The following is a 16,086-nucleotide window of genomic DNA, read 5'->3' as shown; positions in this document are numbered from 1 at the left end:
GCCTTCGCCACTGGTGTTCCTTCCTATATCTACGCATTTCACCGCTACACAGGAAATTCCACCACCCTCTACCATACTCTAGCTTGTCAGTTTTGAATGCAGTTCCCAGGTTGAGCCCGGGGCTTTCACATCCAACTTAACAAACCACCTACGCGCGCTTTACGCCCAGTAATTCCGATTAACGCTTGCACCCTCTGTATTACCGCGGCTGCTGGCACAGAGTTAGCCGGTGCTTATTCTGTCGGTAACGTCAAAACAGCAACGTATTAAGTTACTGCCCTTCCTCCCAACTTAAAGTGCTTTACAATCCGAAGACCTTCTTCACACACGCGGCATGGCTGGATCAGGCTTTCGCCCATTGTCCAATATTCCCCACTGCTGCCTCCCGTAGGAGTCTGGACCGTGTCTCAGTTCCAGTGTGACTGATCATCCTCTCAGACCAGTTACGGATCGTCGCCTTGGTGAGCCATTACCTCACCAACTAGCTAATCCGACCTAGGCTCATCTGATAGCGCAAGGCCCGAAGGTCCCCTGCTTTCTCCCGTAGGACGTATGCGGTATTAGCGTTCCTTTCGAAACGTTGTCCCCCACTACCAGGCAGATTCCTAGGCATTACTCACCCGTCCGCCGCTGAATCAGAGAGCAAGCTCTCTTCATCCGCTCGACTTGCATGTGTTAGGCCTGCCGCCAGCGTTCAATCTGAGCCATGATCAAACTCTTCAGTTCAAACATCTTTGGGTTTTGAGAAAACCCTAAACTTGGCTCAGCAATCGTTGGTTACATCTTTGATTTCTCGCGGAGTAACTTGTGATGCTGATAATCTGTTGACTAGCAGTCTGACTCCACAAGCACCCACACGAATTGCTTGATTCAGTTGTTAAAGAGCGGTTGGTTAAGATTTTTCGTCTCAACCGAGGCGCGCATTCTACAGCAGCCTCATTTGCTGTCAAGTGATTATTTTCAGAAGTTTTCAAGGATTCCTTAACAACTTCAACCACTTGCGCTTTCGATCTCTCGTCAGCGGGAGGCGAATTCTACAGCGTTACTCGCTGCTGTCAACACCTCTTTTTCAACTTCCTTTCGACTTCGATGACCTGAAGCACCCTGCTGCCGAAAACCGCGTAACTCATTGTATTCCAAGGAGTTTTCCATTTCGACTGCGCCGGAAGTGGGGCGAATTATAGGCTTCTATAATTCGCCGTCAAGCACTTATTTGGGTTTTCTATCAATTACTTGCAGAAGGCGGGGCAAGATCACCTTCTCTTCTATATAGAAAGGATCACCAGTGTCTGAAGAATTCTGTGTCCAGGGTAGGCTCAACCTGGCGATGCGCACTTGGGAGCCGGCCAATTGATTCAGACCATGTTCGAAAACCACTCGCTCAGGGGCCGGCGAGGACCTTGAGCAAGTGGTTATTCGAGGTACAGGCTTCGGCTCGCTATCGGGCCGCTTGCATGCTGCCTGTTTCGTTCAAGCGGATATGCCAACTCAACGCCTGGTTGAGATCGTGAGGAGTATGCCCGCCCAAGCGGCAGGCGGCGGTGAAGTAATCGTTGAGTGCCTCCCGGTAGTCCGGGTGTACACAGTGATCGATGATGATTCGGGCTCGTTCCCGAGGCGCCAGCCCCCGCAAGTCAGCCAGCCCTTGTTCGGTTACCAGAATGTCGATGTCATGCTCTGTGTGGTCGACGTGGCTGACCATGGGCACTACGCGAGAGATTTTCCCGTCCTTGGCAATTGATTTGGTCACGAATATCGACAGGTGAGCGTTGCGGGCAAAATCTCCCGATCCGCCAATACCATTCATCATGTGTGTACCGCCGACATGGGTGGAGTTGACGTTGCCATACAGGTCAAACTCCAGCGCGGTGTTGATGGCAATAATCCCTAGACGCCGAATGACCTCCGGGTGGTTGGAGATTTCCTGTGGACGCAAGACCAGGCGCTCGGCGTATTGCCCCAGGTTCTTGAAGACCCGTTCGCCACAGGCACTGGAAAGGGTAATGGAGCACCCCGAGGCAAATTTCAGCTTGCCGGCATCCAGCAGGTCAAAGGTGGAATCCTGCAATACCTCGGAGTACTGAACCAGGTCGTTGAACGGGGCGTCGATCAAGCCGCACATCACTGCGTTGGCGATGGAACCCACCCCCACTTGCAGCGGCGCCAGGTTTCTCGGCAGGCGGCCCATTTCCACCTCGTTCTCGAAAAACCGAACCAAATGATTGGCAATGGCCTGAGTGTCGTTGTCAGGCGGCAACATGGGAACCGCCGCCTCGGGTGTGTTGCTGATAACGATGGCGGCGATGCGTGACGGGGCGATCTCGATGGCATGGCTGCCAATGCGGCTGTTTGACTGGACAACAGGGATCGCGCCACGGTGAGGACGGTCCAGGGGTTGGTAGATGTCATGCAGCCCTTCGAAATGAGGGCTGCTCGACAGGTTGAGTTCGACGATGATCTGTTTGGCGGCCAGTGCCAGGCTGGCCGAGTTGCCCACCGACGAGGTGGGCACGATATGCCCCTGCTCGGTGATGCACACCGCCTCGATAACCGAGATATCCGGGGTCGGCAGGTAGCCACCGCGCAACTGCTCGACCACTTCCGAGAGGTGCTGGTCGATGAACATCACCTTCCCTTCGTTGATAGCCTTGCGCAACACAGGGTCGCCCTGAAAAGGCATGCGCCGGGCCAACAGACCCGCTTCGGCCATCATCCCGTCCAGACCATGGCCAAGGCTGGCGCCGGTGATCAGGTTGATTTTCAGCGGGTCGCGCCTGGCCTGTTCGATCAAGGCCAGGGAGACTGCCGTGGCGTCTCCGGCACCGCCAAAACCACTGATGCCGATGGTCATGCCGTCTTTAATGAGCAGGGCGGCCTGTGGTGCACTCATGATTTTGTCGTGCAGGGAAGCCAGCCGGATACGCGCAGCGTGCATGGAAAAAACCTCGAAGGTAGGGAATAGCAGGCGGGTCACCGGACATCTGCCGCTCAACCGGTAATCGCGCCCATTCCGGGCAGTGCCTCTGAGAAGCACTGCTCGTCGGATTGTTCGTTAGTCTGGGCACAAGCGAAGGCCGAGACGATTAAGGCAGGCGTCGCCAAGGCTTTTGTGGCGGCGCCATCACCTGGGTCGATCAGGCCCGCGCAGGGTCAGAACTGCTCATCGTCCAGCGCCATGATGCTTTTACTGCCACCGCCAATCGCTGCCAGCAGGGCGTGTACGCGAGGCAGCAGTTGCTCGGCATAGAAATCGGCAGTAATCAGCTTGGCGCCCAGGAACTGCGGATCACCATTGCCCGAGTCCAGCAGAGCTTGAGCACTGAGTGCCGAGCGGGCCATCAACCAGCCGCCACTCAGGTAGCCGAACAGCATCATGAAATTGACGCTGATGCTACCCGCCAGGTGGGCGTCGTTTTTGGCATTGTCGAGGAGCACGCGCAGAGCGGCGCGACCAGCGCGCAAGGCATCATCCAGTGCCTTGGCCTGATGGACCAATGTGGCCGAACCTTGTAGCAGGGCGACGGTTTCGCCGATTTCGTCCAGTAAACGGGTGAGCAGTTCGCCTTGGTTAAGCAGGGTCTTGCGCCCGACCAAGTCCAGTGCCTGGATGCCGGTGGTGCCTTCATAAATGGTCAGAATACGGGCATCACGGTAGTGCTGGGCTGCGCCGGTTTCTTCGATAAACCCCATGCCGCCGTGAATTTGCACACCGAGCGAGGTCACCTCTTGCGCCATTTCGGTCAGCCACCCTTTAACGATAGGTGTGAGCAGATCGACGCGACCTTGATGGACCTTCGCCGTGTCGGCGTCAGGCGCGTGAGCAGTGCGGTCCACTTCGGCAGCGGCCACCAACGCCAGAGCCCGCATCGCTTCGATGGACGACTTCATCTGAAGCAGCATGCGACGAACATCGGGGAAATGGATGATAGAGAAGCGACTGCCGTCCTTGCGAGTCCCTTGCAGACGATCTTTTGCGTACTGACGCGCCTGCTGATAAGCCCGCTCCGAGATGGCCAGCCCTTGCAGGCCAACGCTTTGCCGGGCGTGGTTCATCATGGTGAACATGCAGGCCAAGCCTTGGTGCGGTTCGCCCACCAGATAACCGATGGCTCCGCCGTTGTCGCCAAAGCTCATGACGCAGGTCGGGCTGCCGTGGATGCCCAGTTTATGTTCCAACGAGATGCAGCGGGCATCGTTACGTGCGCCGGGCTCGCCTTGAGCATCCAGCAAGAATTTAGGCACCAGGAACAGGGAAATCCCTTTGACGCCGGCCGGTGCGTCCGGCAGCCGGGCCAGTACCAGATGGACAACGTTGTCCGTCATCTGGTGGTCGCCCCAGGTGATAAAGATTTTTTGCCCGCTGATGAGGTAGTGGTCACCCTGAGGAATGGCGCGGCTCTTGATGGCGGCCAAATCCGAACCGGCATCGGGTTCGGTGAGGTTCATGGTGCCAGTCCATTCGCCGCTGACCAGTTTGGACAGGTAAGCCTCGCGCAGGGCGGGCGAGCCATGGTGCGCGATCGCTTCAATCGAGCCTTGGGTCAGCATCGGACAGAGGGCGAAGGCCATATTGGCCGAGTGCCAGATCTCACTGACGGCAGTGCCGATCACGTTGGGGAGATTTTGGCCGCCCCACGCTTCAGCGGCGGTCAATGAAGGCCAGCCGCCAGCCTGGAATTGGTGATAGGCGTCGGCGAACCCGGCCGCTTCCTGCACGCCTTGCTCATTCAGGCGCGTGCCTTGGGTGTCGCCAATCCGATTGAGTGGTGCCAATACCCCGGAGCCCAGTCGACCGGCCTCGGCCAGAATCGCGGAAACCAGCTCATCGTTGACGTCGTCCAGATGGGCCGACGCGCACAAGGCTTCAAACTCGACCAGTTCTTTGAGCACGAACGTGGTGTCGCGGTAGGGGTGGGTGTAATCACTCATTTTTGTTTCCTCACTAAAGCGATGCGTTAGGCAGGCCGCCTGTGTCAGCCACAGGGGCGGCAAACGACTGGGTAATAACGGGCGTTGTTCAGTGTCGGCCCGAGTCATGTCAGGCCTTGGCTGACAGCACTCGGTAATCGACTAAATTGGCCATGTTCGTGGACCTCTTGTTTCAAACGTTACGCACCAGGTGGCGCCGGTAATGACCACGGCGTCGCAGATGCAAAGACGTTCATTGGTGCCGTGCCCGGCCTGGGAACCGGCGCGGCGATCGGCGCGTATAGGGAAGGCTGTGCGTCGCATGGGCGTACGTACGCACTGCAACGGTGACGCGCCCATTCGTCTAGCGTGCGGTTTTTCAGGCGGGATGCATCTGTTTCGGATGCCGTCACGTTCTGGCGGACGGCAACCGCGTCGACTACTTGCACGTGCACGGACGGGCTTCCTTGGAGGCAATAACAGCGTTCTGACCGGGTCAGACAGGCGTCTACAGGTGGCGGCTAGCTTCTATCGGGAGGCCCCTTGGCGACAATAACGAAACCAGTCTAAAAATAGACATTATCGGACAGCACTTAGGCGATAAACTGACCGCACACACTGCAGGAATCTGCCTCCGATGGGCATCGAACGCTATTCAATCTCTATCCATTTCGCCCGAATGCTGATGAATGCCGGCCACCGTCTTCAGCTAGACGAAGCGGTGCTGCTCAAGGAAGCAGGCCTTAACCAGCGCATGCTGGAAAATGCCCATCTGCGGATCACGCCTGACCAATTCAGCCGCCTGATGCGGGCCGTATGGCGCCTGGCTGACGACGAGTTTCTTGGCATGGGCTCGCAACGCTGTCCACAGGGTGTATTTGCCATCATGGCCAAGCAGGTCATTCATTCGCACAACCTGCATTCGGTGTATTACAAGCTCAGCCACTTCTACAACGTGATCAATGACTCCCTGCATCTGTCACTCGACATCGTTGGCGATGAGGCGTTTTTTTCGATGGCGCTCAAGGACCCGGCCAAAGACCAGGATTACTTGTTGAGAGGTTTCCTGTTGCTGCTGTGGCATCGATTTCCCAGCTGGTTGATTGGCCAGCGGATCCACCTGAAACATGTCGCGTTTGACCATCCTGCGCCCAAACACCTGACCGAATACCGCTTGATGTTTCCTTGCCCGGCGAAGTTCGACCAGGCCGTGACCTGCCTGGTGTTCGATGCCGCGATACTCACGGCGCCATTGGTGCAAACGCCCGAGACCCTCGGTCATCACTTGGAGCGGGCACCGTTCGACTGGTTCACTCGCCCTGCCTACTACCCGGTTTATACACGGCGGGTACTGGATCATCTGGAGCGTTCCGAGGACCTGGCTGAAACAACCATTCAGAGTGCCGCCCTTGAATTGCACCTCACCGAGCGAACGCTCAGGCGAAAACTCTCGGCCGAAGGCAGCCAATTTCAACGACTCAAGGACGGAGTGCGTCGCGACATGGCGATCCACTACTTGAGCCAGACGTCGATGTCGATCAGCCTCATTTCCCAAATGCTGGGTTTTTCCGAGCCGTCCGCGTTCACCCGAGCGTTTCGGCAATGGACCGGCGAGCTACCCAAGAACTACCGAGACGTGGCGCGCCAAAAGAAATAGCCCTCAGTATCTTTTCGGACGGTTCAGTGAGCTCTGCTGGTCTGAATCAATCGCTGCCCCGTTATCGCCGCCACCAGGCACCGCCCTCCCCCCGGACCAGCCTCTTATCCATATTGCTACGCCGGTTTCCGCAAAAGACTTAATGCATCATGTTGTATAGTCTTTGGCCAAACAGCTCCATGCATCCGGTGATTCATGCCTTACCCCTTCGACACGATCACTCACACCTATCTGGGCAGCAACGTTTACTCCCAACTGCGCAACGCCCTGATCACGGGCAGCCTCAAGCCTGATGATCGACTGCGCATCCGGGAGCTGGCCAGCCAGCTGGGAACAAGCGTCACCCCCGTGCGAGACGCCATTCTGCAACTGGCGAAAGAGAAAGCTCTGGTGCTCAAGACCCCCAAGGACATTCGAGTACCGGTGCTCGACAGTGCGGCCTATCTGGAAATCCGCACGCTACGGTTGAATCTTGAAGGTCTTGGTGCCGAAACCGCCGCGCGGCTTGCCACCTCAAACGACCTTAAACGCATCGACGCCAACATTCAGCTCAACCTAGAAGCCATCAACAATAGCGACCTTCCTGAAGCGCTTCGCCTGAATAGCGAATTTCACTTTTTGATCGCGGAAGCCGCACGCATGCCTTTGCTGCGCAGCTATCTGGACAGTCTGTGGATGCGCGCAGGACCGCTGATCGCACAGGCGTACGCGCACTTCTCCCTGACCATGGCCATTGAACACCATATCGAAGTACTCAATGCCCTGCGTCAGCAGGATGCGGCTGCCGCCAAACACGCAATCCAGGCGGACATTCTCGACGGCAATCAAAAAATGCTGGAATTCATAGCCGTCAGTCAGGAAGCGGCTTCCTGACGAAACGATCTCTGATGCCCCTATTGAGTACTTGCGCGCCTAAAAACATGATGCATCAAACTTCAATTACGAAGAGCCGTGCTCATGAGCGAGAAAAAAAAGCTACTGTTAACCGGCGCCAGCCGCGGCATTGGCCATGCGACGGTCAAGCATTTCAATGCGGCTGGCTGGGAAGTATTCACCGCCTCCCGGCAAAGCTGGGTCGCTGAATGCCCATGGGCGGAAGGCTTGCTCAACCATATCCATCTGGATCTTGAGGACATCGACAGTGTCAGCGCCAGCCTGGCGACCATTAAGGAAAAACTCGGGGGAAGGCTTGATGCGCTGGTAGACAACGCTGGCGTGTCACCAAAAAGTCCGGAAGGTGGTCGACTTGGCGTGCTGGAAACCGATTACGCCACGTGGCTGAAGGTGTTCAACGTCAACCTGTTTTCTACCGCCCTCCTCGCTCGTGGCTTGTTCGATGAACTGAAAGCCGCCCAGGGCAGCATCATCAATGTCACGTCCATTGCGGGTTCCAAGGTGCACCCTTTTGCTGGCGTCGCCTACGCCACGTCCAAGGCGGCGCTCTCGGCTCTGACTCGGGAAATGGCCTACGATTTCGGCCCGCACGGGGTGCGGGTCAACGCCATTGCCCCCGGCGAAATCGACACCGCCATCCTGTCGCCGGGCACCACCGACATCGTCGAGCGACTGGTACCCATGAATCGCTTGGGCAAACCGGAAGAAGTCGCCTCGCTGATCTACTTCCTCTGCACCAGCGGCGCTTCTTACGTGAACGGAGCGGAAATTCACGTCAATGGTGGCCAGCATGTCTGAGGCCATCATGGACAAGGGGTGTTGCACCGAATTAATGACCACCCAGACGCCAAACGTGTCGCCTGCCGAAGCACTGGAAATCGCTGATCGGGTATACGGCCTCAAAGGCACGCTGAAGCTGCTCAATGGCGAACGCGATGCCAACTTTCTCATCCGGTCCAGCTGCGGTGCCTTCGTCCTGAAATTCATCAACCCAGCCGAAGATCCCGACGTCATCAGCTTCCAGACCCAGGCGTTGCTGCACATCGAGCGGCACGGTGCGCACCTGCCGGTTCCGCGCGTGCTGCCTGCACTCAGTGGGGAGGTTGAACCGAAAGTGCTGGTGAGCGAGCAAACACTGACACTGCGCACCGTCAGCTACCTGGACGGTATTTCGCAGAATCTGGGCATGCCCAGCGTTGCGCTGATGCACGAACTCGGTACCTCCCTGGCCGAAATCAACCTGGCCCTCAATGACTTCCAGCACCCTGCCGCTCATCGCGATCTGCTCTGGGATGTCGGTCACGCGGAGCGAATCAGGCCGTATCTGGATAACCTGGACGTCGATCAACTGCCATTGGTTTGCGCCCTGCTGGACGGCTACGAAACCTCGGTAAAACCGCGTCTGGCCAAACTGCGTGCGCAGGTGATTCATAACGATCTAAACCCGCACAACGTCATGCTCGACTGCGAAACCGCCAGCCGCGTTGCGGCCATCATCGACTTCGGCGATGCCCTCCACGCCCCGCTAATCAACGAATTGGGGACGGCTCTCTCATATCAGTTCGACGCCGAGGCCATCGACCCACTGTGGCAGATCAAGGCCTTTGTCGCCGCCTACCACGCAAAGATCCCGTTGCAGCGCGAGGAGCTGGCTGTACTCGGCGACCTGATCGCCATGCGCATGGCCATGGCCATCACCATCGCCCAGTGGCGCGCCAGCCTGTATCCGGAAAACCGCACCTACGTCCTGCGTAACCTGCGCACCACCTGGCGCAATCTGCAATGCCTCACCGCCTTGCCCGAGGGGTTGCTGACCCAAAGCCTGATCAACGCCTGCACACCGGAGGCTCCATGAGTTCGTCCACCGCCGCTGAACTGCTCGCCCGTCGCCAACGCGCACTGGGCGCCAGCTATCGATTGTTTTACGAGGAACCCTTCGCGCCGGTGCGGGGTGAAGGCGTGTGGCTGTACGACAAAAACAATGCCGCCTACCTGGATGCCTATAACAACGTGGCGTCCATCGGTCACTGCCACTCCGCCGTGGTCTCAGCCATTGCCGAGCAAAGCGCCCTGCTCAATACCCACACGCGCTATCTGCACCCGTCGATCGTGGAATACGCAGAAGATCTGCTCAGCGAGTTTCCCCCGCAACTCGATAACATGACCATGACCTGCACCGGCAGCGAGGCCAACGATCTGGCGTTGCGCATCGCACGATGCCACAGCGGCGGAACGGGCATCATTGTCACCCGCTGGGCCTACCACGGCGTGACCAGCGCATTGGCCGAGGTATCGCCATCGCTGGCCACGGGCCTCCCCACCGCCAGCCATGTGCGCCTGGTGGAGGCTCCGGATTCCTACCGCCGTACCGCCGATTTCGTCGCCAGCGTCAAAGCGGCCGTGCAAGACATGCAGGCGCAAGGCATCAAACCCGCGGCGCTGCTGGTCGACAGCATTTTCTCCAGCGATGGTGTGTTCAGCCCTGCGAACGGCGAACTGGCCGCTGCCGCGCAATGCGTGCGAGACGCCGGCGGACTGTATATCGCCGATGAGGTGCAGCCAGGGTTCGGCCGCACCGGTAGGCAGCGCTGGGGGTTTGCCCGTGAATCAGTGATTCCGGATCTGGTCACGCTGGGCAAACCCATGGGTAACGGCCATCCAGTTGCCGCGGTGGTCGGGCGCTCGGCGTTGTTCGATCAATTCGGTCGCCAACAACGTTATTTCAATACGTACGGGGGTAACCCGGTGTCCTGCAAGGCTGCGCATGCGGTACTGCGGGTGCTGCGCGAAGAAAACCTGCAAGCCAATGCCCGCGATGTCGGCAGCTATCTCAAGGAGGGGTTGCGCAAACTGGCCGAGCACCATGAAGTCATTGGCGACGTACGCGGCGAGGGGTTGTTCATCGGTGTCGAACTGGTTGCAGACCGCGAGACGCAAGCCCCGGCAGCAGCTGCCGCGGCGGCGGTCGTCAACGGCATGCGCCGCCGTCAGGTGCTGATCAGCTCGACCGGCCCCATGGCCAACATCCTCAAGATTCGCCCGCCCTTGGTATTTGCCCGCGAGCATGCGGACCTGCTGCTCGAACGACTGGATGCAACGTTGAACGACCTGCGCTGAACGTCACGCTGTACCGGCGCCGATTTGACGGAGCCAGCCTCGGCGCCCGCAACAGGTCCTGATATGGGGCAATCCGGCATCGATTCAGGCATCCAGGCACACGTTGGTCGACGCACATTCATCCCAATACCCGTCAATCCAAGACTGGTAGCTATAAGAAGGGATGAGCATTGCGATGGGCGTAGTGACCGAAGCAGACAGCGAAAGCGGTCAACTGCAATAGCTGAAAATGAGAGAGTGCCTGGATATATGGTGTCCCAGGGCAGGTTCGAACTGCCAACCTTCCCCTTAGGAGGGGGATGCTCTATCCAATTGAGCTACTGAGACAAAAACCGCCCGCAAGGATTTGCGGAGCAATGGACGGCGTGCATGTTAACGGGCAAGCATGGCTTTGTCATGTCGTCCTTAGGCATTTTAAGTGTAGGCAGACGCCACGCAGTATCGCGAAATTTGCCGCGGAAGCCAAAAAAGATCCCTTGACGCTCCTTTTACCGGGAGTGTTCCAGGATGCTACATCAAACAAATCTGTTCGCCATCCATCCTAAATCGCTCTGAGTATGCACTTGGCCCTAGTAAATCGGCCATTTGCCACTATCCTGTAGGAGCAAGGAACAGCGATTGAATTCGCACGAAAAGCCCTCGGATATTTATCGACACTCTCTGACGGGCAAAGGACGCGGCCAGCAATACGGACCCAGACCACTTTCCAGACCAGTCCGTATTTCTGATAATTGGTGCTGGCATAATGCCTTTATCCAGTTCAATATTTGTCACAGAATTGACGCCAATGATCTGGCTCAGTGAGGCATGATGCGAGCCTCTATCAATTCAGGTTGAACATTTGGCCAGAGCGCTTGTCTTATCAGACATCCTGCGGTCAATCCCGAAAACCGCTCCCCTGAACTAACCGGTTAAATATATGCGCCCATTGAAACAGGCAATTTATTCCAGCCGTACGGCTGACAAGTTCGTCGTACGTCTGCCAGACGGAATGCGTGAACGCATTGCCGAGGTGGCTCGCAATCATCATCGCAGCATGAACTCCGAAATCATCGCGCGCCTTGAACAGAGCCTTATTCAGGAAGGCGCACTGGGCGAAGAACTAAGCATGCGCCTGGACAGTCCAGAGCTCTCATTGCACGAACGTGAATTGCTGCAACGCTTCCGACAGCTATCCCACCGCCAGCAAAACGCTCTCGTTTCGCTGATTGCCCATGATGCGGAAATGGCCGCAGACGCTTCCTGATTCACACAGAAAATCTCAAGCCAGCCTAATTGCTGGCTTTTTTTCGCCTGTTTTTTTGGCAACACTTGATTCAAATGTAGCGTTCGAGAGCTCGACCATGGGCCTTTGTGGCCCCCGCGCAAGCGCCCCATTCATCGTTGCCACCCCCAGCCTCGACTGCTGACGCCACCCCCCCCATAACTCGGATAATCACAGACCCGAGGCCGTGCCACGTGGCACTTTCCCCGACTCAGCGTCCATTATTGTCCGAAAACAAAAGGTCGAAGATCGTCGTTAGCTGTAGCAACAACGCCTGTTGGATCGGGCGATCCACGACACTGGGAATGCCCAGTCGCTGCGCCCCGCCTTTGGTTTCTTTTGAAGCACACACCTGCAGACGATACTCACCGGCCAGCAACCGAGCCTTGAGGACCGGTCAGCGCCTTCAACACACCAACCAAGCCGCACCAGGCTGGTTACACCAGCACGCAACGCGCCATGCCTGGCGCACCCATAAAAAAAAAAGCCCGCCGGAAGGCGTAATGCTGTTCACTTAAGCGGAGCAGCCTTACGGTCCACTGGAAACCGGGTCTTTGAAATCTTCACCGTCCTTGGCCTCGAAGGCCTGGGGCGGTGATCCAGAAACAACCCCCCGATACCTGCCCTCAGTTCCGCCAAGCGTCTCCCTGTCGCTGAAACTGGATTGGCTGCTGCCATCACGATCAATTGCACGGCGATGTACTGACAGGCTGGTTTGAAACGGATGTCCGAAGGTGCTCGACCAAACGCCACCGCCGCTTGGCTCGCTTCCCGGCGAATCACGTTGTAAGCCAGCAACAGCCCCCACACTTCCTGATAGATCAGCTCGATTTTTTTGCTGCGCAAGGTCATTGCGTTCTGTTGCATCGAACTCTTGATGTCCCTGAAACCCAACTCGATCTCCCAACGCTCCTGATAAAGTTTGGCAACGGCCTTGGTGGTGTAGGTCTTGGCCGGCAAGGACGTCATGACGGTCTTCACTTTGCCTTGAATTTCATAGCTAACTTCGCGTACCTCCCAGTGCGAGGGAAGAGTCGGATTTCGCTTTCTGGCCTGTGGCGAGACTTTCATACGCACCAAACGGTCGTGCTGGCTGTAACGGGCCACCTCCTCGCAGACCAGTCCTTTTTTTGCCGGGATCAACCAATGACGGTGGGTGCCCGTTGTGCTCAGGCTCGACAGCAGCTCCGCGCCCCAGAACCCTTTGTCGAACAGCGTCACCGAATGGTCGGGAATCTGCTGCAAAAACTCGTCGGCCAGGCGCATTTCACTGCGTCGGTAAGGGCTCAATTGTGCATCCAGGATCACGTGCGAACGCACATTCATTAGCGCCACCAGGCGCAGCATCGGAAACGGTGTCTGGCGGTCGCTGGAGGTGTTTCCCGACCCGAAGTGATCTCGAAGCTCGGGCGTATCCGGGGTGCGCAAAAGCGCACCGTCCACCGCGAAAACCTGCAGATCATGCCAGGCATCATCGTCATAGCGCTCTGCGCCCCAATGGTTGCCGGTCTTACGGAACAACCACTCAACAGGATCGGCGCCGAGCCGTTTACGAGCTTCGGTTACACCACTGCGCGCCAGCAAATGGTCAGAGGCCAGGCCTTGGGCGCAGATGTTCAAACGCCTGGCCACCTCGTGAACCGGCTCGTCACGAAATAACGCCATGCCAAGCACTAGCCACAGCACTTGATCAGCGGGCAGGCGCCGCCGGCGAATGGTCGCCTGACTGGAGAGGTCGAGCGCAGACGCGACCCACTCGATGGGAATATTTTGAGTGAAAGTGCTCAAGTCACAGAAGTTGAAAAGGTCGCCGAGGTCGAGCAAGTCCTGTTGAACAGACATAAAAAATCCGATGCCAGAGGTCTGGCATCGGATTTTCTAGGAAGCCCGGCTTTGACTCAAATGCTTAAGTGAACAGCATTACGCCGGAAGGCGGGCTTTAGGACAAACATCTCAGAGCAGGAAGATCGTCGCCAGACCAAGGAAGATAAAGAACCCCCCGCTATCAGTCATGGCCGTAATCATGACACTGGCCCCCATGGCAGGATCGCGCCCAAGCCGCGCCAGCGTCATCGGGATCAGAACCCCCATCAGTGCTGCAAGCAACAAATTGAGTGTCATGGCAGCGGTCATCACCACACCCAAAGACCAGCTGCCGTATAGAAGATAGGCAACAACGCCGATCACACCACCCCAAATCACGCCATTGATCAGTGCAACCGCCAACTCTTTGCGCATCAGTCGCGAAGTATTGCCAGTGCTCACTTGATCCAACGCCATCGCCCGAACAATCATAGTGATCGTCTGATTACCGGAATTGCCCCCGATACCCGCCACGATCGGCATAAGCGCCGCAAGCGCTACCAGCTTCTCGATTGAGCCTTCGAAAAGACCAATCACCCGCGATGCAACGAATGCAGTGATCAGGTTCACCGCCAGCCAGGCCCAACGGTTACGCAAGGACTTCCAGACGGACGCGAAAATATCTTCTTCTTCGCGCAGACCCGCCATATTGAGAACTTCGTTCTCGCTCTCTTCACGAATCAGGTCGACCATTTCATCAATGGTCAGTCGACCGATCAACTTGCCGTTTTTGTCTACGACAGGTGCCGAAATAAGATCGTATCGCTCAAACGCCTGAGCCGCGTCGTAGGCCTCTTCATCCGGATGAAAGCTCACCGGATCGCTGGCCATCACTTCAGAAACCTGCTTGTCCGGGTCGTTGACCAGCAAACGCTTGATCGGCAACACCCCTTTGAGGACGCCGTCATAATCAACCACAAACAGTTTGTCGGTATGGCCGGGCAGCTCCTTGAGGCGCCGCAGGTAGCGCAAAACCACTTCGAGACTGACATCCTCACGGATGGTCACCATCTCGAAGTCCATCAAGGCACCGACCTGATCCTCGTCATAGGACAATGCGGAGCGAACACGCTCACGCTGCTGACCATCGAGAGTTTCCATCAGCTCATGGACGACATCTCGCGGCAGCTCTGAGGCCAGGTCAGCAAGTTCGTCGGCATCCATGTCCTTGGCTGCAGCCAGGAGCTCATGATCGTCCATGTCGGCGATCAGGGTTTCACGAACCGAGTCGGATACTTCGAGAAGGATGTCGCCGTCACGATCAGCCTTGACCAATTGCCAAAGCGCCAGACGATCGTCCAGTGGCAAGGCTTCAAGGATATAGGCGACGTCGGCGGAGTGCAGATCATCGAGCTTGCGTTGCAACTCGACGAGATTCTGCCGGTGGACCAGGTTCTCAACCCGATCGTGATGCGGGCCTTCCTGGCGATGAGTCAGGTCTTCTACTACTCGCTGACGCTGCAACAGCTCAACAACTTGAGCGAGGCGGTCCTGCAAGCTTTCTTGCGTTTTCTTTACTTCAACTTCAGACATAGGCGAACTCCACTCCCAGCAGCGGGGCACGCCGGAAGTATCAATCAGTCAATTCATGATTGGAAAAACGGGGTATTAAGTAACTACTGGGTAAGTCCATGGAGGTATTCCACAAGCCCCGGCGGGGCTGACGGGCGCAATGATAACACCGCCCGACGGTTTTAAACGTTAAAAAATCGTGGCTGAAACAAGCGCTTGCGAAACAATCTTGAGCACCATCCTGATCCTTCAAACTGCGACGACTCATCCCGAAAAGAAAACACACCGACAAATGAAAATGTAGCAGCTACCTTTGAACGAGCACCGTCACGGAGGACGTCGAATGCCACAAAAATCATCCTGCCTTCTACTGCTCCCCCTTCTTTGCCTGCCACTCGTCGTACACGCCACAACCATCCATCGCTGCGAAGCGCCTGACGGACGCATCACCTTCACTACAATGGGCTGCGCAGCCGGCGAGCACCTTTCAACCCAGGAAGTGCAACCCTACTCGCCCGGCACGGCTATCGCCCTCATGCCGGACGCCAACCCCCTAGCAACACCGGGAAGGACATTCACAAACCGCGATATGACTGTCGTCGGCCAGCCAGAGGACAAATGTGGAAACCTGATCAGTGCCAGGGAGCGCCGAGAAGCAATCATCAATCAGCGAATTGTTGCCGGCATGAGCCAACAAGACGTCGAAAGCGCCTTGGGCAAACCAGACAAGATCAACATTCGGAATTCGACCACGAGTTATCGCTACGACACCAAGCGAGGTCGAAGCGCAAACGTAGAATTTGATGCGAGAGGATGTACGAAAGGAAAAGCCAAATCCCGGACGGCAAAAAGCCCGCATTAAATGCGGGCT

11 protein-coding genes, 1 tRNA gene, 1 rRNA gene and 1 pseudogene (1 of these 14 only partly in view) are annotated in these 16,086 nt (G+C 57.0%); 7 read left to right on the top strand and 7 right to left on the bottom strand.

Features of this window, described 5'->3' with window-relative positions; all coding sequences use genetic code 11:
* The 3 genes from ACX3YF_RS14420 to ACX3YF_RS14410 all read right to left on the bottom strand — a co-directional run.
* Positions 1–726: ribosomal RNA gene (locus ACX3YF_RS14420) — 16S ribosomal RNA — on the bottom strand; it reaches 811 nt to the left of the window's first position.
* A 712-nt stretch (positions 727–1,438) separates the two neighbouring features.
* A complete protein-coding gene (locus tag ACX3YF_RS14415) occupies positions 1,439–2,935 on the bottom strand; it encodes a succinate CoA transferase (RefSeq protein ID WP_458973863.1) in 1,497 nt (498 codons plus the stop codon).
* A gap of 215 nt (positions 2,936–3,150) precedes the next feature.
* Entirely contained in the window at positions 3,151–4,929 is a 1,779-nt protein-coding gene (locus tag ACX3YF_RS14410; protein WP_458944446.1) for an acyl-CoA dehydrogenase, read from the bottom strand.
* A 616-nt stretch (positions 4,930–5,545) separates the two neighbouring features.
* Here ACX3YF_RS14410 and ACX3YF_RS14405 point away from each other — a divergent pair.
* The 5 genes from ACX3YF_RS14405 (at position 5,546) to ACX3YF_RS14385 (ending at position 10,576) form a co-directional block, all read left to right on the top strand.
* Positions 5,546–6,565, top strand: a complete 1,020-nt coding sequence (locus tag ACX3YF_RS14405) for an AraC family transcriptional regulator (RefSeq protein ID WP_458944445.1) — start codon at positions 5,546–5,548, stop codon at positions 6,563–6,565.
* Positions 6,566–6,760: 195 nt separating this feature from the next.
* Complete coding sequence (locus tag ACX3YF_RS14400) at positions 6,761–7,438, top strand: GntR family transcriptional regulator (RefSeq protein WP_130211552.1); 678 nt, start codon at positions 6,761–6,763, stop codon at positions 7,436–7,438.
* Between the two features lie 84 nt (positions 7,439–7,522).
* The gene (locus ACX3YF_RS14395) at positions 7,523–8,257 is read left to right on the top strand and encodes an SDR family NAD(P)-dependent oxidoreductase (RefSeq protein WP_047532313.1); all 735 of its coding nucleotides are present in this window, start codon (positions 7,523–7,525) and stop codon (positions 8,255–8,257) included.
* Positions 8,250–9,314: a phosphotransferase gene (locus ACX3YF_RS14390; RefSeq protein WP_458973862.1), complete on the top strand. Its 1,065-nt coding sequence runs from the start codon at positions 8,250–8,252 to the stop codon at positions 9,312–9,314. Before ACX3YF_RS14395 ends, ACX3YF_RS14390 begins: the two co-directional genes overlap by 8 nt.
* The gene (locus ACX3YF_RS14385; RefSeq protein ID WP_458973861.1) at positions 9,311–10,576 is read left to right on the top strand and encodes an aspartate aminotransferase family protein; all 1,266 of its coding nucleotides are present in this window, start codon (positions 9,311–9,313) and stop codon (positions 10,574–10,576) included. Before ACX3YF_RS14390 ends, ACX3YF_RS14385 begins: the two co-directional genes overlap by 4 nt.
* Positions 10,577–10,826: 250 nt before the next feature.
* Here ACX3YF_RS14385 and ACX3YF_RS14380 read toward each other — a convergent pair.
* A tRNA-Arg gene (locus ACX3YF_RS14380) sits at positions 10,827–10,903 on the bottom strand.
* 592 nt (positions 10,904–11,495) lie between these two features.
* Here ACX3YF_RS14380 and ACX3YF_RS14375 point away from each other — a divergent pair.
* Entirely contained in the window at positions 11,496–11,822 is a 327-nt protein-coding gene (locus ACX3YF_RS14375) for an Arc family DNA-binding protein (RefSeq protein ID WP_003178899.1), read from the top strand.
* Positions 11,823–12,066: 244 nt separating this feature from the next.
* On the opposite strand, the pseudogene ACX3YF_RS14370 reads toward ACX3YF_RS14375, so the two are convergent.
* The 3 genes and pseudogenes from ACX3YF_RS14370 to mgtE form a co-directional block, all read right to left on the bottom strand.
* A pseudogene (locus tag ACX3YF_RS14370) lies at positions 12,067–12,237 on the bottom strand (group II intron reverse transcriptase/maturase); the annotation flags it as partial.
* Between the two features lie 113 nt (positions 12,238–12,350).
* Positions 12,351–13,682 (bottom strand): IS4 family transposase, encoded by a 1,332-nt coding sequence (locus ACX3YF_RS14365; RefSeq protein ID WP_130211656.1) that lies wholly within the window; start codon positions 13,680–13,682, stop codon positions 12,351–12,353.
* A 111-nt stretch (positions 13,683–13,793) separates the two neighbouring features.
* Positions 13,794–15,236, bottom strand: coding sequence for a magnesium transporter (mgtE, locus tag ACX3YF_RS14360; RefSeq protein WP_047532344.1), 1,443 nt, complete (start codon positions 15,234–15,236; stop codon positions 13,794–13,796).
* Positions 15,237–15,558: 322 nt separating this feature from the next.
* Between mgtE and ACX3YF_RS14355 the strand changes: the two genes are divergently transcribed.
* Complete coding sequence (locus ACX3YF_RS14355) at positions 15,559–16,077, top strand: cell envelope protein SmpA (protein WP_130211407.1); 519 nt, start codon at positions 15,559–15,561, stop codon at positions 16,075–16,077.
* Positions 16,078–16,086: the final 9 nt, after the last annotated feature.

Source organism: Pseudomonas fluorescens group sp. PF-69 (assembly GCF_054481235.1).
The sequence above is the reverse complement of the archived record's forward strand: the minus strand, read 5'-3'. Positions and strand labels throughout refer to the sequence as shown.